The organism is Streptomyces sp. NPDC042201, from assembly GCF_055582185.1.
The window spans coordinates 300,082-326,183 of the sequence record NZ_JBVJDS010000007.1 but is presented as its reverse complement, the minus strand read 5'-3'; the positions used below and the strand labels follow the sequence as shown (position 1 = coordinate 326,183).

Annotated in this window: 25 protein-coding genes and 1 tRNA gene; 12 read left to right on the top strand and 14 right to left on the bottom strand. The window is 69.7% G+C overall.

Annotated elements, in window-relative coordinates; translation table 11 throughout:
* The first annotated feature begins 136 nt into the window (after positions 1 to 136).
* Positions 137 to 1,339, top strand: coding sequence for an IS110 family RNA-guided transposase (locus ACZ6MZ_RS19625; RefSeq protein WP_469353243.1), 1,203 nt, complete (start codon positions 137 to 139; stop codon positions 1,337 to 1,339).
* A gap of 26 nt (positions 1,340 to 1,365) precedes the next feature.
* On the opposite strand, the gene ACZ6MZ_RS19620 is transcribed toward ACZ6MZ_RS19625, so the two are convergent.
* The 4 genes from ACZ6MZ_RS19620 to ettA are packed head-to-tail and all read right to left on the bottom strand — an operon-like array spanning position 1,366 to position 4,490.
* The gene (locus tag ACZ6MZ_RS19620; protein WP_469353242.1) at positions 1,366 to 1,644 is read right to left on the bottom strand and encodes a hypothetical protein; all 279 of its coding nucleotides are present in this window, start codon (positions 1,642 to 1,644) and stop codon (positions 1,366 to 1,368) included.
* 59 nt (positions 1,645 to 1,703) lie between these two features.
* Positions 1,704 to 2,399: a DUF8010 domain-containing protein gene (locus ACZ6MZ_RS19615; RefSeq protein WP_389787843.1), complete on the bottom strand. Its 696-nt coding sequence runs from the start codon at positions 2,397 to 2,399 to the stop codon at positions 1,704 to 1,706.
* On the bottom strand, positions 2,396 to 2,824 hold the full coding sequence (locus ACZ6MZ_RS19610; RefSeq protein ID WP_389787841.1) for an acyl-CoA thioesterase: 429 nt from the start codon (positions 2,822 to 2,824) through the stop codon (positions 2,396 to 2,398). The genes ACZ6MZ_RS19615 and ACZ6MZ_RS19610 overlap by 4 nt, the downstream gene beginning before the upstream one ends.
* 1 nt (position 2,825) lies before the next feature.
* Positions 2,826 to 4,490 carry an energy-dependent translational throttle protein EttA gene (ettA, locus tag ACZ6MZ_RS19605; protein WP_384188320.1) on the bottom strand — a complete coding sequence of 555 codons (1,665 nt, stop codon included), beginning with the start codon at positions 4,488 to 4,490 and terminating at the stop codon, positions 2,826 to 2,828.
* Between the two features lie 231 nt (positions 4,491 to 4,721).
* Between ettA and ACZ6MZ_RS19600 the strand changes: the two genes are divergently transcribed.
* Positions 4,722 to 5,144 (top strand): hypothetical protein, encoded by a 423-nt coding sequence (locus tag ACZ6MZ_RS19600; RefSeq protein ID WP_469353240.1) that lies wholly within the window; start codon positions 4,722 to 4,724, stop codon positions 5,142 to 5,144.
* 111 nt (positions 5,145 to 5,255) lie between these two features.
* Here ACZ6MZ_RS19600 and ACZ6MZ_RS19595 read toward each other — a convergent pair whose 3' ends face one another.
* The 4 genes from ACZ6MZ_RS19595 to ACZ6MZ_RS19580 form a co-directional block, all read right to left on the bottom strand.
* Positions 5,256 to 6,671 (bottom strand): Cys-Gln thioester bond-forming surface protein, encoded by a 1,416-nt coding sequence (locus ACZ6MZ_RS19595; RefSeq protein ID WP_469353238.1) that lies wholly within the window; start codon positions 6,669 to 6,671, stop codon positions 5,256 to 5,258.
* 250 nt (positions 6,672 to 6,921) lie between these two features.
* Positions 6,922 to 7,476 (bottom strand): single-stranded DNA-binding protein, encoded by a 555-nt coding sequence (locus ACZ6MZ_RS19590; RefSeq protein WP_469353237.1) that lies wholly within the window; start codon positions 7,474 to 7,476, stop codon positions 6,922 to 6,924.
* A 136-nt stretch (positions 7,477 to 7,612) separates the two neighbouring features.
* Positions 7,613 to 9,538 carry a YfjP family GTPase gene (locus tag ACZ6MZ_RS19585; RefSeq protein ID WP_469353235.1) on the bottom strand — a complete coding sequence of 642 codons (1,926 nt, stop codon included), beginning with the start codon at positions 9,536 to 9,538 and terminating at the stop codon, positions 7,613 to 7,615.
* Between the two features lie 164 nt (positions 9,539 to 9,702).
* Complete coding sequence (locus ACZ6MZ_RS19580) at positions 9,703 to 11,292, bottom strand: dynamin family protein (protein WP_384188337.1); 1,590 nt, start codon at positions 11,290 to 11,292, stop codon at positions 9,703 to 9,705.
* A 327-nt stretch (positions 11,293 to 11,619) separates the two neighbouring features.
* On the opposite strand from ACZ6MZ_RS19580, the gene ACZ6MZ_RS19575 reads away from it, so the two are divergent.
* Positions 11,620 to 11,692 (top strand) — tRNA-Arg (locus ACZ6MZ_RS19575).
* Between the two features lie 178 nt (positions 11,693 to 11,870).
* Complete coding sequence (locus ACZ6MZ_RS19570; RefSeq protein ID WP_469353233.1) at positions 11,871 to 13,676, top strand: TerD family protein; 1,806 nt, start codon at positions 11,871 to 11,873, stop codon at positions 13,674 to 13,676.
* A gap of 142 nt (positions 13,677 to 13,818) precedes the next feature.
* On the opposite strand, the gene ACZ6MZ_RS19565 is transcribed toward ACZ6MZ_RS19570, so the two are convergent.
* Entirely contained in the window at positions 13,819 to 14,565 is a 747-nt protein-coding gene (locus ACZ6MZ_RS19565) for an IPT/TIG domain-containing protein (protein WP_389790519.1), read from the bottom strand.
* Between the two features lie 584 nt (positions 14,566 to 15,149).
* Between ACZ6MZ_RS19565 and ACZ6MZ_RS19560 the strand changes: the two genes are divergently transcribed.
* The 4 genes from ACZ6MZ_RS19560 (at position 15,150) to ACZ6MZ_RS19545 (ending at position 18,717) form a co-directional block, all read left to right on the top strand.
* The gene (locus ACZ6MZ_RS19560; RefSeq protein ID WP_469353348.1) at positions 15,150 to 15,950 is read left to right on the top strand and encodes an ArsR/SmtB family transcription factor; all 801 of its coding nucleotides are present in this window, start codon (positions 15,150 to 15,152) and stop codon (positions 15,948 to 15,950) included.
* Positions 15,951 to 16,106: 156 nt separating this feature from the next.
* On the top strand, positions 16,107 to 16,277 hold the full coding sequence (locus tag ACZ6MZ_RS19555; RefSeq protein WP_384188329.1) for a hydrophobic protein: 171 nt from the start codon (positions 16,107 to 16,109) through the stop codon (positions 16,275 to 16,277).
* Positions 16,278 to 16,951: 674 nt separating this feature from the next.
* On the top strand, positions 16,952 to 17,851 hold the full coding sequence (locus ACZ6MZ_RS19550; protein WP_389790518.1) for a phosphotransferase enzyme family protein: 900 nt from the start codon (positions 16,952 to 16,954) through the stop codon (positions 17,849 to 17,851).
* Positions 17,848 to 18,717 (top strand): nucleotide triphosphate diphosphatase NUDT15, encoded by an 870-nt coding sequence (locus ACZ6MZ_RS19545; protein WP_389790517.1) that lies wholly within the window; start codon positions 17,848 to 17,850, stop codon positions 18,715 to 18,717. Before ACZ6MZ_RS19550 ends, ACZ6MZ_RS19545 begins: the two co-directional genes overlap by 4 nt.
* Here the strand turns inward: ACZ6MZ_RS19545 and ACZ6MZ_RS19540 are convergent.
* The 3 genes from ACZ6MZ_RS19540 to ACZ6MZ_RS19530 form a co-directional block, all read right to left on the bottom strand.
* Complete coding sequence (locus ACZ6MZ_RS19540) at positions 18,690 to 19,508, bottom strand: SAM-dependent methyltransferase (RefSeq protein ID WP_469353231.1); 819 nt, start codon at positions 19,506 to 19,508, stop codon at positions 18,690 to 18,692. The genes ACZ6MZ_RS19545 and ACZ6MZ_RS19540 overlap by 28 nt on opposite strands.
* A 145-nt stretch (positions 19,509 to 19,653) precedes the next feature.
* On the bottom strand, positions 19,654 to 19,887 hold the full coding sequence (locus tag ACZ6MZ_RS19535) for a DUF397 domain-containing protein (RefSeq protein WP_384191764.1): 234 nt from the start codon (positions 19,885 to 19,887) through the stop codon (positions 19,654 to 19,656).
* A complete protein-coding gene (locus ACZ6MZ_RS19530; RefSeq protein ID WP_469353230.1) occupies positions 19,887 to 20,747 on the bottom strand; it encodes a helix-turn-helix domain-containing protein in 861 nt (286 codons plus the stop codon). Before ACZ6MZ_RS19530 ends, ACZ6MZ_RS19535 begins: the two co-directional genes overlap by 1 nt.
* Before the next feature lie 201 nt (positions 20,748 to 20,948).
* Here ACZ6MZ_RS19530 and ACZ6MZ_RS19525 point away from each other — a divergent pair, with 201 nt between their 5' ends.
* From ACZ6MZ_RS19525 to ACZ6MZ_RS19515, 3 genes are all read left to right on the top strand, one after another.
* Entirely contained in the window at positions 20,949 to 21,461 is a 513-nt protein-coding gene (locus ACZ6MZ_RS19525) for an ATP-binding protein (RefSeq protein ID WP_469353228.1), read from the top strand.
* Positions 21,462 to 21,482: 21 nt separating this feature from the next.
* Positions 21,483 to 22,160 (top strand): DUF6624 domain-containing protein, encoded by a 678-nt coding sequence (locus ACZ6MZ_RS19520; protein ID WP_469353227.1) that lies wholly within the window; start codon positions 21,483 to 21,485, stop codon positions 22,158 to 22,160.
* A gap of 425 nt (positions 22,161 to 22,585) precedes the next feature.
* On the top strand, positions 22,586 to 24,040 hold the full coding sequence (locus ACZ6MZ_RS19515; protein WP_469353226.1) for a multicopper oxidase family protein: 1,455 nt from the start codon (positions 22,586 to 22,588) through the stop codon (positions 24,038 to 24,040).
* A 120-nt stretch (positions 24,041 to 24,160) separates the two neighbouring features.
* On the opposite strand, the gene ACZ6MZ_RS19510 is transcribed toward ACZ6MZ_RS19515, so the two are convergent.
* Both ACZ6MZ_RS19510 and ACZ6MZ_RS19505 read right to left on the bottom strand, forming a co-directional pair.
* Positions 24,161 to 24,622, bottom strand: a complete 462-nt coding sequence (locus ACZ6MZ_RS19510) for an anthrone oxygenase family protein (protein ID WP_384191778.1) — start codon at positions 24,620 to 24,622, stop codon at positions 24,161 to 24,163.
* A gap of 140 nt (positions 24,623 to 24,762) precedes the next feature.
* The gene (locus tag ACZ6MZ_RS19505; RefSeq protein WP_384191782.1) at positions 24,763 to 25,095 is read right to left on the bottom strand and encodes a hypothetical protein; all 333 of its coding nucleotides are present in this window, start codon (positions 25,093 to 25,095) and stop codon (positions 24,763 to 24,765) included.
* 215 nt (positions 25,096 to 25,310) lie between these two features.
* On the opposite strand from ACZ6MZ_RS19505, the gene ACZ6MZ_RS19500 reads away from it, so the two are divergent.
* A complete protein-coding gene (locus tag ACZ6MZ_RS19500) occupies positions 25,311 to 26,093 on the top strand; it encodes a DNA-binding response regulator (RefSeq protein WP_384191785.1) in 783 nt (260 codons plus the stop codon).
* The last annotated feature ends 9 nt before the right edge of the window (positions 26,094 to 26,102 follow it).

Genomic DNA, 26,102 nt, shown 5'->3' with positions numbered 1-26,102 from the left:
TCCGGAGGCACTGACTGACCGCTGATTAGGGGCATGACCACCGGCCTGTCCGGCAGGCCGGGAGGCTCTTCGTAACGTGGATGTGGCGGATCGGTGCCGTGGGTGAGGCCGGGCAGGGCACGACCAAAGGACGCACGTGATCGAAACCGGCGACATCGACGTCTATCTCGGCCTAGACGTCGGCAAGGGCGAACACCACGCCACCGCCGTCACTCCGGCCGGGAAGAAGGCGTTCGACAAACGCCTGCCCAACACCGAGCCGAAGCTGCGTGAGCTGTTCGCGAAACTCCAGGCCAAGCACGGAACGGTGTTGGTCGTGGTCGACCAGCCGGCCTCGATCGGCGCCCTGCCTCTGGCAGTGGCCCGGGACATGGGCTGCCCCGTCGCCTACCTGCCCGGCCTGACGATGCGGCGGATCGCTGACCTCTACCCCGGCGAGGTCAAGACCGACGCGAAGGACGCGTTCATCATCGCCGACGCCGCCCGCGCGATGCCCCACACCCTGCGCTCGGTCGACCTCGAAGACGAGACGATCGCCGAGCTGGAGATGATCGTCGGCTTCGACGACGACCTGACGGGCGAGGCCACCCGGGTCGCGAACCGGCTCCACGGTCTGCTGACCCAGATCCACCCGTCCCTGGAACGGGTCTTGGGGCCGCGGTTGCAGCACCCGGCCGTCCTGGCCCTGCTGGAACGGTTCGGGTCACCGGCCCAGATCCGCAAGGCAGGCCGGCGCCGGCTGGTCACGCTGCTGCCGCCGAAGGCACCAAGGATGGCCGAGCGACTGGCCGACGACATATTCACCGCGCTGGACGAGCAGACCGTGGTGGTGCCCGGCACCGAGGCGGCCGCGCTGATCGTCCCGAGCCTGGCCGCCTCACTCACCGCCGTCCTCGACCAGCGCAAGCTCCTGGCCGGGCGGATCGAGGAACTGCTGGAAGCCCACCCTCTTTCCAAGGTCCTGATCTCGATGCCGGGCGTCGGTATCAGGACCGGAGCAAGGATCCTCATCGAAGTCGGCGACGGCAGCAGCTTCCCCTCCGCCGCCCACCTCGCCGCCTACGCCGGCCTCGCCCCGGCGACCCGCAACTCGGGCTCCTCAATCCGCGGCGAGCAACCCTCCCGCAGAGGGAACAAGCAGCTCAAACGGGCCTTCTTCCTCTCCGCGTTCGCCGCCCTCGGCCACCCGGCATCCCGGGCCTACTACGACAAGAAAATCGCCCAGGGCAAGCACCACACCCAAGCACTCCTCTGCCTCGCGAGACGACGAGCCGACGTCCTCTTCGCCATGCTCCGCGACGGCACCTTCTACGAAGCCCGGCCAGCCACAGCGACATGAGCCATCTACGGATCCTCGCCAGTCGCTCAGGGCCGGGCCAGACCGACCACGACGTTCACGCCCGAAGCGGTGGCCAGAACACCACAGGTGAACCTGACCATCGCCGGTGTCAGGAGCCGATTGATCCCCACTGTGTTCGCCATGAAGCCGTGGATCCGCCACGCAACATCGCGATAGTTGAACGCCACCATCAAAGTGGCGACACCAAAGACCACACCCCACGCAACCTCTGCCCACGCATACATCGGTTCCCCCACAGAGACAGTCGATGCCCAGTATCGGTCCTGGCGCTTGACCAAACCCATAGGGGCACCCCCCCGGACCCGGGCGCGCGGGCGCGCGCTCAGGCCGGGGTGGGTGTGTCTCAGGCCGGGGTGACCGTGAGGCTGCCGAGTCCCGCGCGGCGTACCGCGATCGAGCCGTACCGCGTACGGAGCCGGAGCCAGCCGCCGGACGCCAGCAGCGCCAACGGCTCCTCGGGCGCCGGGCCGGCCGCCACCATGACCCGGACCGGGCGCAGGAAGCCCAGCGACTGGGCGGCGTGCACGGCCCGCAGCGGGAGACGGGTGTCGCCGAGCGTCCTGGACCATATCTCGCGGCCGATCCGGTCGCGTTCGGCGCGGGTCCGGCTGTCGGGCGTCAACTGCTCGTCCCGGGAGCGGAATTCGGCGACCGCGGCGGTCAGCGCGGCCCGGATCGCGTCCTCGTCCGGCAGTCCTGGCACCTGTTGCCAGCCGCCGCGCGGCGGCAGCACTCCGGCCCACGGCGGACCGGTGACAGCTGCGGGGACGGCCGCGGCGCTCTCGGTCTCGTCGATGGATTCGAGGAGTTCACCGGCGGAGACGGTGACATCCAGTTCGTACGGTGCGGCCAGCCTGGCGGTACGGATGGCCAGCACCTCGAAGGACGCCGGTCGGCCGAACACGGCGAGCGCGCCGCCGCCGGCCTGGAGCCGGACAGCGGCGGCGCGGTCGTAGTGGATCAGCCGGGCGAGGAAGGCGCCGAGATCGGCCGCCTCCCGCGCGTCGGCGAACTCCAGTGCCGTCACGGGCGTGGTCATGCCGCGAGAGCACCCTCGTCCGCGTCCAGGTACTTCAGGAGGTGGGACTTCTCCTCCTCGGTGATCCGTCGCGGCCGCCCGGCCGCCAGGTCGTACGGCACGACGACCGTCGAGGCCCGTACGTACACCTGGTCCGCGTCCTTGATCTCGTACGCGATCGTCAGCGACGCGGCGTTGATCTTCGTCACCCAGGACTCGATGGTCACCGGCTCGTGCCGGTGGACCAGCGGCCGCTTGTAGTCGATCTCGTGGCGGGCCACGACGGACCCGCCGGAGAAGGACGGGGAGCCGTCGCCCGGCGCGAGCCGGAACATGAAGTCGATGCGGGCCTCTTCGAGATAGCTGATGAAGACCGCGTTGTTGACGTGCCCGAAGGCGTCCATGTCCGACCAGCGCAGGGGGCAGCTGTAGATGTGGCGGCCCATGTCAGCCCCGCGTGAGCTTCTTGTAGGTGGCGCGGTGCGGGCGGGCGGCGTCCGCGCCGAGCCGCTCGACCTTGTTCTTCTCGTACGAGTCGAAGTTGCCCTCGAACCAGAACCACCTGGAGTCGCCCTCGTACGCCAGGATGTGCGTGGCGACGCGGTCCAGGAACCACCGGTCGTGGGAGACGACCACGGCCGCGCCGGGGAACTCCAGCAGCGCGTTCTCCAGCGACGACAGGGTCTCGACGTCGAGGTCGTTGGTCGGCTCGTCGAGGAGCAGCAGGTTGCCGCCCTGCTTGAGGGTCAGCGCCAGGTTGAGGCGGTTGCGCTCACCACCGGAGAGCACCCCGGCCGGCTTCTGCTGGTCCGGGCCCTTGAAGCCGAAGGCGGAGACGTAGGCCCGCGAGGGCACCTCGACCTGGCCGACGTTGATGTAGTCCAGCTCGTCGGAGACGACGGCCCACAGCGTCTTCTTCGGGTCGATGTTCCCGCGGGTCTGGTCGACATAGCTGATCTTGACGGTGTCGCCGACCTTGATGATGCCGGAGTCCGGCTCCTCGAAGCCCTGGATCATCTTGAACAGCGTGGTCTTGCCCGCACCGTTCGGGCCGATGACACCGACGATGCCGTTGCGCGGGAGGCTGAACGACAGGTCGTCGATCAGGACCTTGTCGCCGAAGGCCTTGGTGAGGTGCTCGACCTCGACGACGACACTGCCGAGCCGCGGGCCCGGCGGGATCTGGATCTCCTCGAAGTCCAGCTTCCGCATCTTGTCGGCCTCGGCGGCCATCTCCTCGTAACGGGCCAGGCGGGCCTTGGACTTGGCCTGCCGCCCCTTCGCGTTGGAGCGGACCCACTCGAGCTCTTCCTTGAGCCGCTTGGCGCGCTTGGCGTCCTTCTGGCCCTCGACCTTCAGACGCGACTGCTTGCTCTCCAGGTACGTGGAGTAGTTGCCCTCGTAGCCGATGGCGCGGCCGCGGTCGAGCTCCAGGATCCAGCCGGCGACATTGTCGAGGAAGTACCGGTCGTGGGTGACGGCGACGACGGTGCCGGGGTACTTGGCGAGGTGCTGCTCCAGCCACTGCACGGACTCGGCGTCCAGGTGGTTGGTGGGCTCGTCGAGGAGCAGCAGGTCGGGGGCTTCGAGCAGCAGCTTGCAGAGCGCGACGCGACGGCGCTCGCCACCGGAGAGGTTGGTGACGGGCCAGTCGCCGGGCGGGCAGCCGAGCGCGTCCATGGCCTGTTCGAGCTGGGTGTCCAGGTCCCACGCGTTGGCGTGGTCGAGGTCCTCCTGGAGCTTGCCCATCTCCTCCATGAGCGCGTCGGAGTAGTCCGTCGCCATCAGCTCGGCCACTTCGTTGAAGCGGTTGAGCTTGCCCATGATCTCGGACGCGCCGTCCTGGACGTTCTGCAGGACGGTCTTGGACTCGTCGAGCGGCGGCTCCTGGAGGAGCATGCCGACGGTGTAGCCCGGGGACAGGAACGCGTCGCCGTTGGAGGGCTGCTCCAGGCCGGCCATGATCTTCAGCACGGTGGACTTACCGGCGCCGTTCGGACCCACCACACCGATCTTCGCGCCCGGCAGGAAGCTCAGCGTCACATCATCGAGGATGACCTTGTCGCCGTGCGCCTTACGCGTCTTGCGCATCGTGTAGATGTACTCAGCCAAGAGAAACCGTCCGGCAATCGAGAAGGGCCAATGTGCGGCTCCGCCGCGTGAGGGCAGATACACCCCATCTTGCCTGACGTCCATCCCCCGGGGGAAACCAGTACCGCTCCGTGGTCCCTGACCTGGACATCGGCCGACCGCTTACGTCAGTGATCTGTCACCGGTGCGGCGCGCACGCGGGCGGAACCGGTTTGTTCGGGGTCGCGTCCCACGGCCAGGGAGGGGTGTGACGTGATACGTCAGAGCAGGGCCCGTGTTTCGGGCCGCGTGCGGTTCTTCGCGTTAGTGGCCACGGTCTTGGTGGCCGCCGGTTGCGGCGGGCTGAACGATCCGGTGAAGGAACGCTGGGAGTCCAGAGCCGAGTCTCCACGGTGTGGCGCGGTGAGCCTGGATCAGGGTGAGGAGATGCGGAAGAAGGGGGTGCGGGAGATCGGCTGCCTCCAGCGAGCCCTGAAGAGCGGCGAGAGCGCGGAACTGAAGGTGACCCGGCCCACCGTGGAGGGTGACCCGATTCGTGAGTACTACCGCTTGACGCCGCAAGGCGGGCTCGAGGTGTACACCGACAGCACGGACGACCGCTACTCGGACCAGAAGTGGTCGTTCGACGAGTGCTACGCCCCGGAATGGCTGGCTGAGATCTCCTGCGGTCAGTGACCGGGCCGACGGCGCCGTGTCCGGCCCGTCGCCGCACACCAGTGGCCCCCGGCACGCTGTCGCGTACCGGGGGCCACGGTCGGCGCCGAATCACTCAGCGCCAGGGGTCATTTACTCTCCGGTGGCTGCCGCGTTCTTCTTGCGGAGGAAGAAGACCGCTCCGCCGCCGAGCACGACGAGCGCGATGGCGATGCCCGCGATCATCGGGGTGGCGCTGGAGGAGCCGGTCTCGGCCAGGTCGCCCGTGCTGCCCGCGGTGGAGCCGCCGGCCGAGGCCGCGCTGGGCTGCGAGGAGGGCTGCTCGGGCGCCGGGCCCTCGCTGCCGGTGGTCTTGCAGTCCAGGACGCCCTTGAAGGTCTGCGTGAACCCGCCGGGCCCGGTGATGGTGAAGTCGTACGCCTCGTCCTCGCCGACCGGAACGGTGATGGTCTGGGACTCACCGGCGGCGACCGAGTGCTCGGTGCCCTTCAGATCGAAGGTGAACGGCTCGTCACCGCTGTTGGTGGCGGTGACGTCGATGCCGCCCTTGGCGCAGTTCTTCTCCGCCGTGAGCGCCGGGATCGCACCCTGCTTGGCCCAGTTCGCGGTGGCCGTCGCGGCGACGGTGGAGTCGCTGGAGCCGGCCAGGATCTGCGTCTGGCTCTTGGTCACACCGGCGAAGGCGCGGCCGACCGGCACGGAGGTGGTGGCCTGCACACCGAGCGACGCGGTGCCGTCCGAGGCACCGGCCGGCACGTCGAAGTACAGCTCCGTGCCGTTGACGGCGGTGGTGACGGCCTTGCCGTCCTTGTCGGTGACCTTGACACCGCTGGCGGCGGCGTCGGCGGGCGGCGTCACCGTGACGCTCGCGGCGTCGGTACGGACGGTGACGGGACCGAGCTTCTCGCCTGCCTTGCCGGAGACCGCGCCGGGCTCCAGGGTGAGCGAGGCCTTGGGCTCCGCGGCGTCCTGCGCGTTCTGCTGCAGCCAGTCGGCGAGCTTCTCGGCCTGCGGGTCACTCGCGTCGACGTCGGCGTTGTCCGAGTAGCGCCAGATCGCGACCTGGGTGCCGGCCGCCGCGGTCTTCTCGGTGAGCGGTCCGGTGCCCGCGGTGCCCGCCAGCGCGGCGAGGTCGTCGATCTGCGGGTAGGAGTGCTCCAGGATCCAGCGGATCTTGCCCGCGTTCTGGTTGGCACCCAGCGAGGTCTGGTCCCAGGGGGTCTCCAGGTACTTCGCCTGGTCCTGCGTCGGGTTGTGGATGTCGATGCAGTACGTCTTGAGCTTGCCGCCACCGTCGACGGTCATCTCGAACAGCCCGGCGGGCAGCTGCTGGTCCTTGCCGTCCGTGTGGAGGACGGCGCCGTCGTAGGTCTTCAGCCCGTCCAGGGTGGCGGCCGCGCCGCCCTGGTGCTGAGGCGCCTCATCGGCGGTGGCCGCGCCGGCGCCGGCCAGGGAGCCCATCGCCACCAGGCCCGAGACCAGGACCGCGGCGGCGAGACGGGCGGCGCCTCGACTCCGTACGGATGACGCAGATATCGCAGAAAACACAGAATTCCCTTCGGGCGAGGTTCTTCCGCGTGTGAACGCGTGGGGGGTATGCCTCGCCGGCAGACTCAAGTGCCCCGTGAGTACTGGGGAATCCTATGGACGACGGGAAGCCCCGGTGCCCGCCCAAGGATCAGATAACCGTTCCGAATCGGAATCGTTATCGAGTACCCGGCGCACTCGCGGAATACGGCTGGGTATATCGACAAATCTCCACAGTCGACGGCCGGTCCGCCGCCGTTGGCGCCGCCGCTCACACCGTGGTCCCCACCGGCGCCGGATCCGGACGCTCGAACGGAATCGTGCCCTGACCCGGCGCCCGGACCGGTACTTGACCCGGCGTCTGCCCCGGTGTCCGACCCGGCACGTGACCCGCTGCCTGCCCCGGCGTCCGGCGTGGCATCTGGCCCTGAGTCGCGTCCTCGTGACGTTCCGTCAGGGAAGGAACCGCCCTGACCACGCGTCTGAACGCCGAGGTCCCGCGCGTCAGATCGTGTCCCACCGCCACCGCGTCGATGTCCACGAACGTCCTGCGCTGTCCCTCCCCTTCCTCGTCCCGCACCCGCAGCCTGCCGTGCACCACGAGCGGCTCACCGACGGAGACCGACGCGGCCAGATTCGCTCCCAGCGTCCGCCACGCCCACACCGTGTAGAAGCTCGTCGGCCCGTCCGCCCAGACCTCCTTCTGCCGGTCCCAGCGGCGCCCGGTGACCGCGAATCTGAACCGCGCCACCCCGCCCGTGGCCGACTCCCTGAATTCCACACCTGTTGCGACATTCCCCACCACCGTCACCACGGTGTCGTTCATAACGGCCCCTCCCATCCGGCTGCATTGACTGATCCCATGCTGGACCGGACGGAAAGAATGCGCTGGAGCCTGTGGATTACCTGTCAGTTGTGGAAAACCGGGTCACCCGCCCGCCCGGGTGCCCGCCATTACTCCGTCACCGCGAGACAGTCACGTACTGCTCCCGCACCTCCCGGTACCGCATCAGCTCCGCCGAGACCGGGTCCAGCACCCTCGCCCGTCCGCAGCCCGCCGCCGCCTCGCGCAGCCGCCGCTCGGCGTCCTGCCCGTACCGCCGCGCCGGCCCCTTGGCCGCCGCCCCGCAGGCCCACTCCACGAGCGGACCGCCGATGATCCCGGCGAGCATGACCAGCACGGGCGGGAGCAGCCCCGGTTCCAGTACGCCGATGATCTGGCCCACCAGCCAGAGCGCCCCGTAGATCTGAAGCAGCGTCATCGCGGCCTGCGCCAGCACGGCGGCGGGCCACCAGGCCGGCCGCGGCGGCCGGCCGCTCGGCGTCCCCGCCGTCACCGCCAGCTCGTCCAGCGCCTCGGGGAGCCCCTCCGCGCCCCGTACCGCCGCCTCGCGTACGGCGTGCGCCCACGGCGCGGGCAGTCCGGCGGACGCCTCCTCCCCCACCGTACGTACGGCCTGTTCCACCCGCTGTCTGGCCGTCAGCTCCTCCTCCACGACTGCCGGGGCCTGCGGGGTGCCGCCGCCTGGCGTCCGGGTGCTCTCGTACCACCGCCAGAGCCGCAGCCACGGCGTCCCGCAGGCCCGCCCGGCGTTCCTTCGCCACTCGCGCTCCGCCGCCTCGCCCGCCGCCACCGCGCCGACCGCCCAGGCCAGCCGGTCCGCGAACTGCTCGCGGGAGCGCTCACCGAGTCCCGTACGCCCCTCCGCGACATACGCCGACCGCAGCCGCCGGGCCGCCGCGTCGACATCGGCCGACAGCCGGCGCGCCGGCGCGTTCCGCTCCCGTACGAACCGTCCGAGCAGCTCGCGCAACTCACCCACGCCCTGCCCACTGAGCGCGGAGAGCGCGAGCACGGTGGCGCCCGGCTCGCCGTGTTCGCCCAGGGCCATGCCGTCCTCGTCGAGCAGCCGGCGCAGATCGTCGAGCACTTGGTGGGCGGCCTCGCCGGGCAGCCGGTCGATCTGGTTGAGCACTACGAAGGTGACCTCCGCGTGCCCGGCGAGTGGCCGCAGATAGCGCTCGTGGAGCGCGGCGTCCGCGTACTTCTCGGGATCGACGACCCAGATCACCGCGTCCACGAGTGCGATGACCCGGTCCACCTGGTCGCGGTGGCGGATGACGGCCGAGTCGTGATCGGGGAGATCGACGAGGACGAGGCCGTGCAGCTCGTCGTCGCCGTCGCCGCCCGCCAGCGGCCTGCGCCGCAGCCGCCCCGGGATGGCGAGCCGGTCGAGCAGCCCCGCCGCGCCGTCCGACCACATGCACGCGATGGGGGCGGAGGTGGTGGGCCTGCGCAGCCCGGTCTCCGAGATCGGTACCCCGGCCAGGGCGTTGAACAGGGTCGACTTGCCGCTGCCCGTCGCTCCCGCGATGGCGACGACGGTGTGGCGCGAGGACAGCCGCTGGCGTGCGGACGCCTCGTCCAGTACGCGTCCCGCCTCGGCGAGGATGGACCCTTCGAGCCGGGCCCGCGACAGCCCGACCAGCTCGCCCAGGGCGTCGAGACGTACCCGCAGCGCGCCTCCGAACGGGCCGCCGATGGGCGTGTGCGCGTCGGTCTCGTCCTGGGCGGCCGCCGAGCGGTCCCGCGCGCCGGTGAGGCCCTCGACGCCGTTGAGGTCGTCCGCCCGGCTGAGCCCGCCGGTCCCGGTCCCGGTCCCGTCCGGCCGTTCCGGATAGGCAGGACGCTCCTTGGCGCCCCTCTCGTCGGCCTTGGCTCCCCTCTCGTCGGCCTTGGCTCCCCTCTCGTCGGCCTTGGCTCCCCTCTCGTCGGCGCGCCGGGCGATCAGCCCGTCGTCCCAGCCGGCGCCGGACTCGCCGGAACCCTGCGACGTGCCTGTCCTCTCCGCCGTGCCTGTCCTCTCCGCCGCGCCTGCCCTCTCCACCGTGTCGCGCCTGGTTCCTGTCTTCTCTCCCGCTCCTGACTTCTCCGCCGCTCCTGACTTCTTTCTCCTGCCGGTTCTTCTGGACTGTCCGGCGGCTGCGGCCGCTCCTGGCTTCTCAGCCTTCGCGGACTCCCCGGATTCATCCGTCACAGCGGTCACCTCGGTCACCTTTCCCTCTGCAGTACGGACAGCGCGGCGATCAGCTCGGCCTGCGGCTCCGGGGTCACCCCGAGGGCGTCGAGTGGCGCCAGCCGCCGGTCGCGCTCCCCGTGCAGTACGCGATCGATGTACGTCGTCACGAGCGCGCCGCCCCGGTCACGCAGCCGCAGCGCGCCCTGCGCCCCGATCCGCTCCGCGAGCCGCTCCCCCGCGATCCGGGCCCGCCGCCCGCCGAGCAGGGCCGCGGCGAGCAGCGCCGCCACGGTCTCGGCGTCGGGCGCGGCGCTCCGGTCCAGCTTCCGCACCTCTTCCTCGGCCAGTTCCTCCAGGACCCGTTGCCAGCGGCGTACGGCCATCCCGACCCGTTCCGTCACTTCCCTGTCCGGGCCCGGCACAGGGAGGGCGCCGGCCGCCGGTTCGCGCTGCCAGGCCTCCTGCACCCGCTCGTCGGCGGCGGCCACGGCGCACTGGAGCAGCGCGCCGAGGCTCTCCGTCAGCGAATCGAGCAGCTCCCGGGCCGAGCTGTACCGCGGATAGCCGCGCCAGCGGGTCCGCGCGTCCCCGGCGAGTACGGCGCCGCGCTGGAGCTGCCTGCGCACCCGTTCCCCCTCGGCCCCGTAGGCGTCCTCCACCGCGCTCGTCAGCCGTACGGCGGCGGCGTACTGCGTGGCCACCGCTCCGGCCAGCTCCGGCATCCGCACGTTCAGCGAGTTGATGACGCCCGCCGCGGTGCGGACCACGGCCTGCTGGCGGGCGGCGGGGTCCTGCACCCGGTGCGCGAGCCAGGCGAGCAGCGGCGCGACGGCGGTGGTGGGCAGCAGCCCGCTCCCGCCACCGGCCGACTCGGGCAGTTCGGGGATGGTGAACCGGGGTACGTCACCGAGTCCCGCCTTGGTCATCAGCGCGCCGTACTGCCGTGACACCTCGTCGAGCACCTGATGCGGCACCCGGTCGAGCACGGTCACCAGCGAGGCGTCGTACTGCTTGGCGGTACGCAGCAGATGCCACGGCACGGCGTCCGCGTAACGGGAGGCGGTGGTCACCATCACCCACACATCGGCGGCGCAGATCAACTCGGCGGCCAGCAGCCGGTTGACCACCACGAGTGAATCGATGTCGGGGGCGTCGAGCAGCGCGAGTCCACGGGGCAGGGAGGCGGCGGTGTCGATACGGAGCGCGTTCTCCTCCATGGCCCCGGCGCCCGTCCTGCCGTCCTCCTCCTGCTGCGGCAGCCACACGCGGGTGAGGTGCGGCAGCACCCGCATCCCGGCGAACCAGTGGTGGTCCTCGGGATGGCACACCAGTACGGGGGTCCGTGTGGTGGGCCGCAACACCCCTGCCTCACTGACCCGCCGCCCCACAAGGGAGTTGACGAGCGTGGACTTCCCGGCACCGGTGGATCCGCCGACGACCGCGAGCAGCGGTGCTTCAGGATCCCGGAGCCTGGGAAGCAGATAGTCGTCGAGCTGCGCGAGCAGCTCGGCCCTCGTCTGCCGGGCGCGCGGCGCCCCGGGAAGAGGCAGTGGAAGACGCACGGAAGCGACACGGTCGCGCAGTGCGGAAAGTGCGTCGATCAGCTGGGGCCGTACGTCCAAGGTCACCACATGCGAAGAATGCCCAATTTTGGAGCCTTTTTGAAGCGTATAGCCCCCTCTGCGCGCCGATAAAACAGTCGGGGCAGACTTAGGACAGACGGGACGAGTGGGGCAACGGCATAACGAGTGCACAACACCCGGGGCGCGGGGGGTGAAAAGCGATGCACGAATCGCACCTGCCTGCGATTATCGGTTCGCTTCACTGAACCTCCACATCGTGCCACGCACGTGAAGCAACCGGGTCAAGGCGATCGGAGCCCTATCCTTGTCCCGGCAAGGCCGCGGAACCACCCAAGCGGGGCTCCAGGTCACCGAGGCCACCAACCGGCCCCCGTAGCTCAGTGGATAGAGCAGGTGCCTTCTAAGCACTTGGCCGCAGGTTCGAGTCCTGCCGGGGGCACTCTTCTACGCGCGGTGCGAAGCCCTCCGTGAAGGAGGGCTTTTCCGCTGGTCAGGGACATCGCACCAGGCTCGGCGCCACAGGCTCGGCTGATCGGGTATGGTCTCTCGCCGGTTGATCACAGGACATATCGGCATTCAGGTTGAAGATGGGCGATTGTCGGATCATCCTTGCCGTCATGACTCTTGCCCCCACCGCTCCGGATGTGTCGGACCCGCGCGATGACGCCTTCGACTGGGCGCTGGTCGACGTGGAGACCTCTGGGCTCATACCCCGTCAGCACCGGGTGTTATCGATCGCGGTGGTGACCCTCGGCCCGGACGGGGAGCAGACCGGGGAGTTCTCGACCCTGCTGAACCCGGGCTGCGATCCGGGCCCCGTGCACATACACGGCCTGACTCCGGAACGGTTGCGCGGGGCACCGACCTTCGAGCAGGTCGCGGGGCAGATCGCGGCGCTGCTGCGGGACCGCGTTCTGGTGGCCCACAACGCCCAGTTCGACTACGACTTCCTGACGCACGAGTTCGCGCGGGCGGGGCTGCGGCTGCCGGTGTCGCGGCGGCTGTGCACCCTGGCGCTGAACCGTCGGGTGGACCCGCCGACCGCGGACCTGCGTCTGGGGACGCTGGCCGCCCACTACGGCGTAGCGCAGTCGAAGGCGCACGACGCACTGGACGACACCCGCGTCCTGGCCGGGATCCTGCGCGCCACCCTGAGGGAGGCCGCCCTCCTCGACCTGCCGCTGCCGCTGGTGGCCTGTCCGCCGCGGCAGGACCCGCGGTTCGCGCCGAAACCGCCCAAGACGCCGTGCGCGTTCCGCAATCCCGGGAGGCTCGCACCGGGCGGTCCACTCACGCAGGGTATGAAGATCGCCATCACAGGTGACACCGAGACGGTGCGAACGGAGTTGGTCGCACGGTCCGCCGCCGCCGGGCTGAACATGGTGAGCTCGGTCAGCCGGCACACCAGCGCTCTGGTCACCAACGACTCCGCCTCGGGGTCGTCGAAGGCCCGTCGGGCTGTCGCCGAGGGCGTTCCGGTCCTCGACGAACAAGCCTTCCTCAAGCTGCTGGACGACGTGAGTCCCGGCACGCCGCACGAGAACCCGACGACGACGGAGCCGGCGGAGCCGGTTGCCGTGACGGTGCCCGTCCCGGCCGCGCGCCGGCATGAGCCCGCCGCCGAGGGCACGTCGCTGGCCGGGCGACGCGTCCTCGTAGTGGGCGGTGTCCACCAGGACGCGGCCGAAGCTCGCACCCGTGTCGTCGAACTGGGCGGATCCGCGGCCGTCAACCTCTCCGCGAGCGTCACGGACGTCGTGCTCCTCCCCGGCGGCGAGCGCGACAGGCGTCTGCCCCGGATCACTTCCCTCCGCCTTCCGACCCACGACGCCGACTGGCTCACCGCGCCCACCTCGGCGGCACCTTCGTACGGGAGCGAGCGCGCACGGTTCCCGCACGTCCTGCCCCGAGGCGGGGTGATCGATCTTCCCGGTACGGCCGCGGAGACCCGCTGGGACGTGAGCGCCTCCTGGGCACAGCGGACAAGCTGCGAGATCGACGTCGTGGCCTTCATCGTCGACGAGGACGAACAGGTCTCCTGCGACGAGGACTTCGTCTTCTACAGCGCCCCGGAAAGCCCCAACGGCTCCGTACGGCTCCTCAGCGACGGGCCGACCGAGCAGACGATCACCGTCGACCTCACCGCGATGCCGCCGGCAGCCCGCAAGGTGGTCGTCTGCGCTGCCATCGACGGCGTGCCCACCTTCGGTGATGTCGGCGCGGTGCAGATCGCCACGGCACCGGGCAGCAGTGCGACGCCACTGGCGCAGGTGACCGTGGACGCCGCGACCACCGAGCGCACCATGCTCCTCGCCGAGATCTACCGCCGCGGCCCGCTCTGGCGCTTCCGCGCCGTCGGCCAGGGCTACGACCACGGCCTGGCCGCGCTCGCCCGTACCTACGGCGTCAACATCACGGACTGAGCGATGCGGCAAGCAGTCCGCCTCTGCGAGCCGCCTTACAAATGGGCCCTCCTTTCGGAGGGCCCATTTGTGGACCGGCGGCTAGGGGGCCGCGCGGAGGGTTGAGGGGGGCCGGGCGATGGTGCCCGGCCCCCCGGTGGGATCAGATGCCGGGGCCGTTGACGTAGGTGAAGTCGCCCGTGGCGGTGCCGCCAGTGGTGGTCACGACCACCTCCGCGGGGCCCGGAGAGCCGTCGCCCGTGGGCGGGGTGACGACGGAAAGGGTGGTGTCGTTGATGACCGTGAACGGCGCGGGAATGCCGTCGAAGGTGACCGACTGGGTGGTGGTGAGCCCGGTGCCGGGGATGGTCACCGCGGTTCCGCCGGTGGGCGGGCCGGAGTCGGGAGTCAGCGTGCCGATGGTGGGTCCGTCCACGTAGGTGTAGGTGAAGCCGTTGTTCGTGCCGCCCGCGGTGGTGACGCTGACGCTGACCGGTCCTGCCGTGCCTGCCGGTACGACGGCGGTCAGTTGACTGTCGCTGACCACAGTCGGGGTCACCGTGCCCGCGCCGAAGTGCACGGCGGTGGCGGTGGACAGGCCGGTGCCGTTGATGGTGACGGTGTCACCGCCCGCGGTGACACCGGAGGTGGGGCTCAGGCTGGACTTGAACGGCGCGCCGACGTAGAAGAACGAAATCGGGTTGCTGGTTCCGCCCGGGGTGGCCACCGTCACGCCGACCGTGCCGGAGCCCGACGGGGAGACGGCGGTGACCTGCGTCGGCGAGACGTTGGTGACGGCGGTGGCCGGCTTGGAGCCGAACTTCACCGCGGTGGTACCGCTGAGGTTGGTACCGGTGATGGTGACCGTGGTCCCGCCGCCGGACGATCCCTGGTTGGGGGAAATAGGCATGACTGCTCCTTCATTGAAACGCTGTTGGCTGAGGAATGAAGAGCTGATGCCGGAGGGCAGTCAGCGCAGCCGGGCCAGCTGCTCGACGAGGCGTTGTTGTCCGGACACACCACTGGCATCTGGGTATGCGTGGTAGCCGGGACAGGGGCCATCCCTGCGGAAATGGCACAGACGTCGAACATGGACCGAAGAGCGCGGACCGTTCACGTCGTTACCGGAGGAGCCCCACTGGGGCTGCGCGGCCGCCTGGCCGGCTGTGCGTCCAGGCGGGTCGGCGGAGAAGCCGACTGTTCATCCCCCGGGGGAAGGGCGCCCACCGATTGGATGTGGCCAGTAACACATCGGGGTGAATCAGCCCGCAATGGCGTTGACGCCGGTTCACCCGAATGGCAGAGCGTGGGAGTGATTGCGGTGCGGCACGTACCACCGCGCCACGCCCCCACCAAGCCGCACGCTCCCGGCGCACCGGACTCGACCGGGACTGGACCCGGACTCGACCCGGACTCGCGCTGGAGTCGTGCCGGGCTCGACAGGCAACCGTTTGGTTGCCTATCTTGGGTCGGAGCGTGAGGCCAGAGATGACGATGGACGCGGTGTTCAAGGCGCTCGCCGATCCGAGCCGCAGACAGCTGCTCGACCGGCTCAACGCGCGCAACGGACAGACCCTGCGGGAGCTGAGCGAGGGGCTGGCCATGAGCAGACAGGCGGTGAGCAAGCACCTGGCCGTACTGGAGTCGGCCCTGCTGGTGGCCGTCGTGCGGCAGGGCCGGGAGAAGCTGCATTACCTCAATCCCGTGCCCATCCACGAGATCGCGGACCGCTGGATCGGCCGGTACGAACGCGGCCGGCTGACCGCGCTGTCCCATCTGAAACAGACCCTGGAAGGACCACCCATGAGCAAGCCCGAGTTCGTGTACGTCACCTATATCCAGACCACCGCGGAAAAGCTCTATCAGGCCCTGACCGACCCGCAGTTCATCAAGATCTATATGGGCGGCACCGGGCCGGAGTCGACCTGGGAGGTGGGCGCTCCCGTTCGCTGGAAGATGGACCCGAGCGGGGAGTTCGAGGAGCTCGGCCAGCGAGTCCTGGAGGCGGAGCCCGGCAAGCGGCTCTCGTACTCCTGGCACACGCTGCAGCCCATGCACCGCGCCCTGTTCGATTCGGACGAGGAGTTCGCGAAGGCTTGCGAGGAACGCTCCAGGGTCACCTTCGACATCGAGCCCGCCGAGGTGCCCATGCTGGGCATCAAGCTGACCATCACCCACGACGAGTTCGACGCCCCGGACAGCAAGATGATGGAAGGCACCAGCGGCGGCTGGATCATGATCCTTTCCGCGCTCAAGACCGTGCTGGAGGGCGGAAAGTTCGTCTCCGAGCAGTAGGGCGGCAGGGCGGTTCCGAGCAGTGCGGCGGGGCAACCGCCGGGGCAACCTCTCGACGTGCCCCGAAAAGGGCCGGAGAAACGAACAAAAACACATGTGTTTCTCGCGCATAGCCGGAATTACCGGGGGCACACGGCTGCTCGGAGGTTGATAACTATGGTTCCCCTGATACTCGTTCTTCTGCTCGCCCTGATCCTCTTCGGTGCCGGTTTCGCACTCAAGGCACTGTGGTGGATCGCCATTATCGTGCTGGTCGTCTGGCTGCTCGGATTCGTGGTACGTCCGGCCGCCAGCGGTGGCAAGCGTGGCCGCTGGTACCGGTGGTAGACCCACAGCACAGCGCTGAACAGCAGTGATGTGGGCGGGGCCCGGACGATGTCGTCCGGGCCCCGCCCATGTGTGCGACGGCCCGATATCCCGTTAGTTTCCATAGGGAAATAGATCTCGGTACGACAACGGCGGGGTTACGGAATGGCCGCCCCGGGATTCTTTCTCGGCCGCCGGGGCCGGACCGCAGGCGGGCAGCGGGCACGGTCGGCGATGTGATGCATATCGAGCTGAATCTCGCCGAGATCCAGCCAGACCGGCCGCCGGACCGGTATCGCCGACAGGAGCCCGTACCCTCGCCTCACCGCCCCCTTCGTCGCCCCCGCGCAATCCCCCGATCGAGTGGCCACCCACCTCACGGGTGATTCGAACGGAGCACGAAGGCCGGTCGTGCCCACCCCGCACGGCCCTCGCTCCAGGCTCGAACATCTGTTCTATGATTCCCCCCGCGTGCCCCGTTACAGGCCCTTGATCAGGTCCGTTGTCCGGGCGCCCACCCCAACCGCAGTGCACTCCGGAGGAATCATGCGACCTGTTCCCGCTCCCGTTGGCGTCGCCGCCGGACATCCCGCGTTCGAGAACGGTGCGGTGCCCCTCCAGCCCGCCGCGCACCGGGTTGACGCCGCCTGCCGCCGCGCCGACCTGTCATCTCGACCGTCACCGAGGTGGGACGCATGAGTCACACCAAAACCAGTCACGCCGCCATCCTCCCGCCGTTGCTGCGGGCCTGGGCCGAGCGCCTCCTCGGGCCCCTCTCCGCCGTACACGACGCGTCACAGCCACGCGAGAACTCGCGGGTGTGGGAGGTCACCGGCAGCCACGGCCGGCGCTTCTTCCTCAAGCAGTCGCCGAGTCCGAAGTCCTACGAACGCGAGACCTTCGGGTACCAGTCCGCCGTCCCCGCCCTGGGATTCGGACGCGCCCCGCAGCTCGTGGAGAGCGACGCCAGGCACCTGACGCTGCTGCTGACCGCCGTACCCGGCACGCCCCTGTCGCAGCTCGCCCTCACCCCCTCGGAACACCGCGCCGCGCATCGGCAGTTCGGCGCGTTGCTGCGCCGCCTGCACGGCGCGGACAAAATGCCCGCACAGGGCCGCAGGGAAGCCGAAGCGGCCGCCGAGCGCGCGGCCGCCGACGTCGAGGAACACCTCGCGCGCGCCGGTGACCTGCTGACCGAGGACCGGCGCACGCTCGTCCGCCGCTCGGCCGACCACGTACGCGGCCTCACCGAACGGCTCACGCCGGCGCACATCCACGGCGACGCCCAGGAGCGCAACGCCCTGTGGTCCGGGCAGCTGGCCGTCATCGACTTCGAGCGGTCCCGGTACGCCCCCGCCGTGCAGGATTTCGTCCGGCTGGCCTGCGGCCCGTGGCAGGACCGCGGCGAACTGCGCACCGCGTTCTTCCAGGGGTACGGCCGCCCGCTGACCGAGGCGGAGCGTTACGCGCTGCCGTGCCTGGCGGCGCTCGATGCCGCGAGCTGTCTGGCCTACGGCCCGGCCCATGGCGACGACGAGGTCACCGACCGCGGGCTGCGCACGATGGCCCGGCTGGAGAGGGGGGCCTTCGTATGAGCGAGCACTGCACGTACGCCGCCGAGAGCGACACCGCGAACGTCACCGAGGGGCCCGGCGACAGCGCTGCGCCCCGCGCCCTGGACCTCAGGAGCCCGACCGGCCACCGCGCCGCCGACGCCGGCCCGCACCGCCTGCTGGCCGCCCTCGCTCAGGAGGTGCGGCCGGGCGAGCGGCTCGAACTCACCGTAGGGATGGGGGATCTCACCCCGGAGCTGTGGGAGGACCTGCTCGTGGAGGCGGGTTTCACCGTCGACGAGATCGTTCCTCTCGGCGGCCCGACCGTTCCCCTCGGCGGCCGGGACGCGGAAGGGCCGCTTCCCGGCCGGCTGATCCGGGCCCGGCGACGCGAGAGCCCCTCGTACCCTCGCGTCACCAGCCGCCCGCGCGCCGCCGCGCCGCCCACCGCTCACGCCACGCTCGGCGTCGGCGTGATCGTGCGGGACCGGGCGGGACGTGTCCTGCTCGGCCTGCACCACGGCGGGACCTGGGAGCTGCCCGGCGGCAAGGTCGAACCGGACGAGTCCGTCGCCACCGCGGCCGTACGCGAACTCCGCGAGGAGACCGGCCTTCGCGCCCACGAGCAGGACGTGACCGTGTTCGCGATGCTGCACGACGAGATCGCCGGTTTCGCGCGCGTGACCATGGCCGCCGTCCTCACCGTGTACGAGGGCGACCCCGTGGCGGCGGAGCCGCAGCTGATCAGCCATTGGCGCTGGGCACGCACCGAGGAACTGCCGAGTCCGCTGTTCGTGCCCTCCGCGCAGGTGCTGACCGCCTGGCGGCCGGGTCTCGACATCGCCCATCCACCGGCGCACCGCCTGCCCATCGCCGGGAGTCACGGCTTGCGGGCGACCCCCGCGTAGATGGAGACCGCCGCATCGGTGACGCCGTCGAGCGGTTCGCCGTCCGGGCGCCAGCGGTGCGGCACCGCGAGCCCGGGATCGACGAACTCCAGTCCGTCGAAGAAACGGAGGACGTCGTCCCGCGACCGCACCTGGGCCGGGATGCCACCACGGTGGTAGACGTCGATGACCCCCTCCCACATCTCCGGCGCGAAGTCCTGCGTGCAGTGGGAGAGGACCAGGTAGCTGCCGGAGGGCAGGGCGTCGAGGAGGTACTGAACGGTCTCGTACGGGCGGAACTCGTCCGGGACGAAGTGCAGCAGCGCGTTGAGCGACAGCGCGACCGGGCGGGTCAGGTCGATCGTCTGGTGCAGTTGCTCCGACGCGATGATGGTCTTCGGTTCCCGGACGTCCGCCTGTATGTACGCGGTACGGCCCTCGGGTGAGCTGCGCATCAGGGCCTCGGCGTGGCGCAGGACGATCGGGTCGTTGTCGACGTAGACGACATGGGACTCCGGGGCGGCCCCCTGGGCGACCTGGTGGAGGTTGGGGCGCGTGGGGATGCCCGTACCGATGTCCAGGAACTGGCGGACACCGGCTTCGGCCGCGAGCCAGCGGGTCGCCCGGTGCATGAAGAGCCGGTTGGTCCGCGCGCAGGTCTTGGCGGTCGGGAAGACCGACTCGACCTTGGCTGCGGCCTCCTTGTCGACTTCGTAGTAGTCCTTGCCCTGAAGGTAGAAGTCGTACATGCGCGCGGGGTGGGGCTTGCTGGTATCGATCTCGTGGATCGACGGCTGGTCGAGGTCCGTCATACTGATCCGTCCATTTCTGGGTGTGGGGGGGTGGGTGCCGACACCACAGCGCCCGGCACCACAACAGCTGGCACCACAACAGCTGGCGCCACAGCGGCCAGCGCCACAGCGCCCGGCGCCACAGCAGCCAGCCACTTGCCGCCGACTACAGCAGGAAGTCGGCGAGGCCGTTCTTCGCGCCTTCGACGAAGCCCGCCATGGCCTCCGTGGTGCAGATGAGGGCCGGACCCGACGGGTCCGCGGACTGACGGACCGCGATGTGCTCGCCGTCCACCTTCTTGGTCTCGACGCAGCTGCCGCCGTTGGGGCCGCTCCACGGCTTTACCCAGCCGTCGGCTCCCAGCTCGTCGGCCGGCATTCCGTTGAATATGTCCCGCATTAGAGCTCCTTGCGTATTTCTCGGAGAAAAGCTCTCGATCCGTCAACGAGCGCCGCCCGGGCGGACATGTTGTCCAGGACTTCCAGGTAGGCAGCGACATCGGGGCGCTGATCCATATAGACGGCGCCGGTGAGGTTCTCGGTGTAGACGACGTCCGGCAGTTCGGTGAGGTCGAACCGGAAAAGATGGAAGGGTCCGAACGCCCCGAGATGCGGGCCGACCGCGAACGGCATGATCTGCAAGGTCACGTTCGGCATGGCCGTGGCTTCGAGCAGCCGGTCGATCTGCGCCCGCATGACCTCCGCGTCACCGATGGGTCTGCGCAGAACCGCCTCCTCCAGGAGGATCCACAGAATCGGCGCGTCCGGCTTCAAGAGCAATTGCTGCCGCTTGATCCGCAGCGCGACGCGCCGCTCCAGCTCGTCCGCGTTGCGGTGGGCGCCCGCGCGCAGCACCCCGCGGGCATAGTCCTCGGTCTGCAACAGGCCGGGGACATAGTGGGGTTCGTACGTCCTGATCAGGGCGGCCTCGTCCTCAAGGCTGACATAGGCGCTGAACCACCCCGGCAGGGCGTCGCGGTAACGGTGCCACCAGCCGGGCTTGTTGGCCGCCTTGGCCAGCTGGACGAATTCGTCGGCCTCGCTCCCCGCGACTCCATATGCCTGAAGAAGAAGCCGGACATAGGGGAGTTTGAGGCTGACTTCGGAATTCTCCATCCGCCGAATCGTCAGCGGGGTCACATCCAGGACTTTGGCGGCCGCCTCGCGGGACACGCGCGCCTTCGCACGCAGTGCGCCGAGCCGCTTGCCGAGGACTATTCGCAGGACTGTGGGTGCGGTTCCCGTACGGGCCTCACTCACGTGGTACCTCCTGACACCTACTCATTCCGCGCAGTCTGACAGCTGGTTGACGACCCAGCCAGAGAGCATGTGTGGACATTCTGAAATTATCAGATCGATCAGTTGCGACCTGAGAGCGCCAGCCCGCATAGTGAACGCGTGGCTCATATCACGGATCACCGTGCACACCAGCAACCCCCGTCGGCTGCCAAGGAGTTACAGGTGCGCGCCCGGCACCCCTGGGGTGTCTGGTGCGCCTCGGTCCGCAGAACGGGCGAGGGAAACAGCTCCGGCCTCCGTGTCCGTACATACGGGCACGAGGCACGCAAACACCAGGCGCACGGGCACGAGTGTTTCTTCACTCTCCCCGGCAGGCGGGATTCCGTCGCCCGGGCGCGGCACCGGGTACGGGCCGAGCTTCAGCGGCGAAGACTGCCCGCGGATCTGTGCGATGTCGCCGTCCTGGTGATCTCCGAACTGGTCACCAACGCCGTGCTCCACACGGGCGGCGCGCTGGTCGGCTGTGAGGTGCGCGTCATGACCGACCATGTACGCCTCGACGTGCACGACCAGGGCATCCAGGACGGGGCACTCGGCCCCCGATGCCCCGACTCCGACGCGGAGAGCGGGCGCGGACTGCTCCTGGTCGACAGCCTGGCCGACTCCTGGGGTGTCGTGTCCCGCGAGGGCGGCATCGGCCGCACCGTATGGGCGACGCTCCCCTTCCCCGCTTGAGAGACACGCGAGACGTACGAGGTGAGCGCCGCGCTTCCCCCCACAGACAACGCCCCCACTGAGAAAACCCTCACGGACAACACCCTCACGGACAACACCCCCACCGAGAACACCCGCAGCGGGAACACCCTGGCCGGGAACGCCTCAGCGGAAGCCGAGGAAGCCGAAGAGGCTGAGGAACACGACAGCGGCGATCTGGCGCGGGACCTGCTGCGCCGGATCGCCGAGGACAGCAGGCTGACGGCGGCGGCGCAGCGACTGCCCGCGAGTCATCTGCGCCGGCTCCTGACGAGATGCCACGCCGAGAACGCCGAGGCGCTGCGGCACATCGTCACCGCGCACGGCTGGCCGACGGCCGCCCTGGTCGGCGAGGACGCGTCAACGGCCGCTCTGATGATCCTGCTGCACTCGGACGACCTCGGTTTCCAGCTGGCATGCCGGGACCTGATCGCCGCGGCGGTCGCCCTGGGCGACTGCCCGCCGATCCACGGCGCCTATGTCACGGACCGCTGCGCGGTGTCGATGGGACGCCCGCAGGTGTACGGAACCCGCTACACGCCCTTGGGCCGTCCCTACCCGGTCGTCGACCCCGAGGGTGTCGACGACCGGCGGCGGGCGGTCGGCCTGCGCACCATGGCCGACGAGCAACAGGCACTGCGGGAACTGCGGTTGCGCCGGATGAACCGCGCCTCGGCGTAAGAGCCCCGGCGTAAGAGACGACGGGTTCCGGCCGGCAGTACAGGGGTCTGCCGGTCAACGGGCCCGGTCGGGGGAGGCTGCGGGGGGCCGGGAAGGACACAGGGGTGCGGGCCGGTCACGGCGGCTCCGGTGCCCATTCCGGCGCCCCGGCCGCCGCGCCGGGCTCGCAGCCGCGGCGGCCGAACTGCCCGGGACCGGCGCTTCGCACGGGGCTTCATAAAAAGCTTTACCAAGAAACAGAAAGGGATTACTAGAGGCCCCATTGAGGAACGCTAGATTCCGAATCGACGCCAGACGGCATAAATGTCATGACCGATGACAGTGCGGATCCAATTTCCTCTTGCGTGTGCCCCGGGTGGATAGCATGCCCGCGATCGGAACAGGGACAGACTCCCTTTTCCCTGGCATCCCGGAAAGGAATCCCAGTGCTTTCTCGTCGTCATGCGATACAGCTCGGGCTCACCGCAGGAGCCCTCGGCGTCACCGGTGCCACCGGCTATACGGCACAGGCACTCGGCGCCCGCGACAAGCCGGGTCCTGCCACCAGACCCGCCGGGCCCGTGACAAAGTTCAGTGTGCCCCTCACCCGGCCCCCGGTGCTCGCGCCGGTGCGCAGAACGGCGGCCGCGGACTACTACTCGGTCGTGATGACCAGGTCGCGCCGCGAGATCCTGCCGGGCACCAGCACCGAGGTACTGACGTACAACGGCTCCTTCCCAGGACCGACGATCCGGGCCCGTTCGGGGCGGACCGTGGTGGTCAAGCAGGTCAACGCGCTGGACATGCCGACGTCGGTGCATCTGCACGGCGGCGCCAACCCCGTCGCCGACGACGGCGGCATGATGGACACGATCGCGCCGCGCGGCACCAGGACGTACACCTACGCCAACGCCCAGCCGGCCGCCACGCTGTGGATGCACGACCACGCGCACCACATGGAGTCCGAGCACGTGTACCGCGGGCTGTCCAACCTCTATCTGCTGGGTGACGACAGGGAGGATGCCCTCGGGCTGCCCTCCAGTGAGTTCGAGGTGCCGCTCGTCCTGCGGGACGCGCGGTTCGACGCGAACGCGCAGATGGTCTACGAGATGGACGACGCCTTCAACCGGACGACCATCCTGGTGAACGGCAGGCCGTGGCCGTACCTGAAGGTCAAGGCGCGCAAGTACCGCTTCCGGCTGGTCAATTCATCCAATCTGCGGATCTTCGTGCTACAGCTGTCCGACGGCAGTGAGATGACGCAGATAGGCTCCGACGGCGGCTTGCTGGAGAAGCCGGCCACGTCGCCGACGCTGACGCTCTCCCCCGGCGAACGCGCCGACGTCGTCATCGACTTCTCGCAGTACAAGCCCGGCACGCAGCTGGTGCTGAAGAACCTGCTCGGCCCGGGGCCTGTCGAGGAGGTCGGCCAGATAATACGGTTCGACGTCGGCGAGCGGGTGCGCGACACGAGCAGGGTGCCCGGCACGCTCACCACGCTGGCGGCGCTGCGTACGCCGACCGTCCAGCGGAGCTTCGAGCTGAACATGGACGAGCCGGGGACCGGCGAGCAGGGGTACATCAACGGGAAGTCCTTCGACCCGAACCGGATCGACACGACCGTCAACTGGGGCACCACCGAGGTGTGGACCGTCACCAACGCCAGCACGCTCATCCCGCACAACTTCCATATGCACCTGGTGCAGTTCCGCGTCCTCGAACGCGACGGGGAGCCGGTGAGCGCGTCGGAGGCGGGGCGCAAGGACACCGTGCTGCTCCTGCCCGGTCAGAGCGTGAAACTGCAGGTCACCTTCGACAGCCATCGCGGGGTCTTCCCCTACCACTGCCATCTGATCGACCACGGCGGGATGGGCATGATGGCCAACCTGAAGATCGTGTGATCCGGACGCACCCGGTATGACGCGTGTGACGCGCGTCGTGACGCATATCAGGGCACGTCGGGCTGCGGGCCGGCCAGAACGAAAGACTCCGACCCGCTGCCCCGGCCGGGGCCGACGCCGTCAGGACAGGGTGGCGCTGACCACCAGGACGAACGCGGCCACCGAGAACAGGGTGCGGACCCGGTGGCAGGCGTTCCAGCGGGACTCGAAGGCCGCGCGCGCCACACTGTCGGGAGAGGACGTGGACGCGGCCAGCGCGTTGTTGAGAGGGACATTGCCCCCGATGGTGACCAGATGGTTGATGATCGCGCAGACCAGTCCGGCCACCAGGAGCAGCCGCTGAGTCTCCGAGCGGCCGTCGACCGGAACGGCGAGGGCAGCGGACGGGAACCCCACGATGGCGAAGAAGGTCAGCAGGAAGACCGGGCGCGGCACGAGCTCATTTATCCGGCGCATGGCCGGGACGAACTGCGCGTCCGTGAGCCGCGCCAGGGCGGGCATGATGCCGGTCTGGAAGATCAGGAAGAACCCCGCGTACAGACCCGTGGAGATCGCGGCGAGAGCGAGCAGCAAAGTGGCCATGACGACCATCATGGCGCACGAAAAGGCCAGCGTGGCACCGTTCTTGAGCGTATTTCGATCACGTCGCCGGTTCATGGTCACGCGCCCGGGGAGTTACCCGGCATGACGGGGCAACTCCCCTACTGCGAAGGGCCCGCGGGTCAGCCTTCCTGCCATCCCACACTGCCGACGCCGGAGCCGCCGCCACAGGTCGCCGAGGACCATCCGGAGGCGCCCGGCCGCAGCGTGATCCAGGCGCCGTAGGCGTCCGGCCACCATCCGCAGACGACGACCGCACGGAAGGCGACCACCTGACTGCTGTAGTTGGTGCAATCCGCCCTGCCGGTCCAGCCGTCGGTGCTGGTCGAGCAGTTGAGGAGCGCGGCGGGGCCCGCCCGGTCCGCCGCCTGGACGGATCCCACGGCGGGGGACAGTACGACCAGGGGCAGTGCCGCCGCGGCGGCCAGGAGCTTGCCGGTCAATCGCTGGGACATCGTGGTCTTCCCTTCGTCTCGCGTTGGTTCGCGTTGTCTCGCGGTGCCTCGGCTCGTCTCATGCCGAGCGATCACCAGCGTGCGGGAGAAAAGACCGATTACTGAGCCACTGGCATGGAGTCGCCACACTCCGAACTGGCACTTGTCACGGTGTGCAGTCATATGCGTACATGGAGTGGCGTACGGCTCCGAGGGGATGGCGGGGGTGGTCAGCCGTGGCGGATGTTCCAGGTTCTGTGCTCAACAGGTCGGCGCTGTCGATGGGCGTGGTGCGGGAGGACGTGGTGGACTCGCTCCATCCGCCCGGCCGGCCCATCCGCGGGGTGCGGCAGGTGATGGCGACGCTGACCGCCCTGGTCCGCTCGGCCCGCCGTGAGCTGCTCGTCTTCGACGACCCCGGCAGCTGTCTGGGCCAGGGCATTCCGGAGCAGTTCCTTGAGTTCGCGGGCTCCTGCGTGCGCGCGGCGGGTGAGCGGGCCGGGCCGGACGGCGAGGGCGCCGGCGGCAGGGCGCGGGGGCGCCCGCCCGTGGTCAGCGTCCGCAGGATCGTGCCCCGGCACGGGCTGGCCGGGCTTCCGTACCCACTGCCCCGCCGGCTCCCCGGCCGGGCGAGACAGACGGACTCCATCCCGTTCAAGATGATCCTGGTGGACCGCGCGGTCGCCGCGGTCCCGCTCGATCTCCAACTCCACTACCACGGGGTGCTGCTGATCCGTGATCCGGTGGCCGTCCAGGCCCTGGTCCGTACCCACCAGATGTGGTGGGAGACGGGCGAGGAGCTGCCCACGGCCGCCGTCCCCTCCCCCGGAGTCCTGCCGGGGCAGCTGCGGCCCGTGCTGGAGGCCCTGTTGGCCGGGCTCACCGACGAGACGGCAGCGACGCGACTGGGCATGTCCAGCAGGACGTACAGCCGCCGGGTGGGTGACCTGCTCACCGCCCTCGGCACGACGAGCCGCTTCCGGGCGGGTGCGGAAGCGGCTCGACGGGGGTGGGTCTGAGGGCTGCCC

Coding starts and splice junctions, on each gene's coding strand:
- ACZ6MZ_RS19620 (WP_469353242.1), bottom strand. CDS start 1,644: ATGGGTTTGGTCAAGCGCCAGGACCGATACTGGGCATCGACTGTCTCT.
- ACZ6MZ_RS19615 (WP_389787843.1), bottom strand. CDS start 2,399: ATGACCACGCCCGTGACGGCACTGGAGTTCGCCGACGCGCGGGAGGCG.
- ACZ6MZ_RS19610 (WP_389787841.1), bottom strand. CDS start 2,824: ATGGGCCGCCACATCTACAGCTGCCCCCTGCGCTGGTCGGACATGGAC.
- ACZ6MZ_RS19590 (WP_469353237.1), bottom strand. CDS start 7,476: ATGAACGACACCGTGGTGACGGTGGTGGGGAATGTCGCAACAGGTGTG.
- ACZ6MZ_RS19570 (WP_469353233.1), top strand. CDS start 11,871: ATGACTCTTGCCCCCACCGCTCCGGATGTGTCGGACCCGCGCGATGAC.
- ACZ6MZ_RS19565 (WP_389790519.1), bottom strand. CDS start 14,565: ATGCCTATTTCCCCCAACCAGGGATCGTCCGGCGGCGGGACCACGGTC.
- ACZ6MZ_RS19560 (WP_469353348.1), top strand. CDS start 15,150: ATGGACGCGGTGTTCAAGGCGCTCGCCGATCCGAGCCGCAGACAGCTG.
- ACZ6MZ_RS19555 (WP_384188329.1), top strand. CDS start 16,107: ATGGTTCCCCTGATACTCGTTCTTCTGCTCGCCCTGATCCTCTTCGGT.
- ACZ6MZ_RS19550 (WP_389790518.1), top strand. CDS start 16,952: ATGAGTCACACCAAAACCAGTCACGCCGCCATCCTCCCGCCGTTGCTG.
- ACZ6MZ_RS19545 (WP_389790517.1), top strand. CDS start 17,848: ATGAGCGAGCACTGCACGTACGCCGCCGAGAGCGACACCGCGAACGTC.
- ACZ6MZ_RS19540 (WP_469353231.1), bottom strand. CDS start 19,508: ATGACGGACCTCGACCAGCCGTCGATCCACGAGATCGATACCAGCAAG.
- ACZ6MZ_RS19535 (WP_384191764.1), bottom strand. CDS start 19,887: ATGCGGGACATATTCAACGGAATGCCGGCCGACGAGCTGGGAGCCGAC.
- ACZ6MZ_RS19510 (WP_384191778.1), bottom strand. CDS start 24,622: ATGGCCACTTTGCTGCTCGCTCTCGCCGCGATCTCCACGGGTCTGTAC.
- ACZ6MZ_RS19505 (WP_384191782.1), bottom strand. CDS start 25,095: ATGTCCCAGCGATTGACCGGCAAGCTCCTGGCCGCCGCGGCGGCACTG.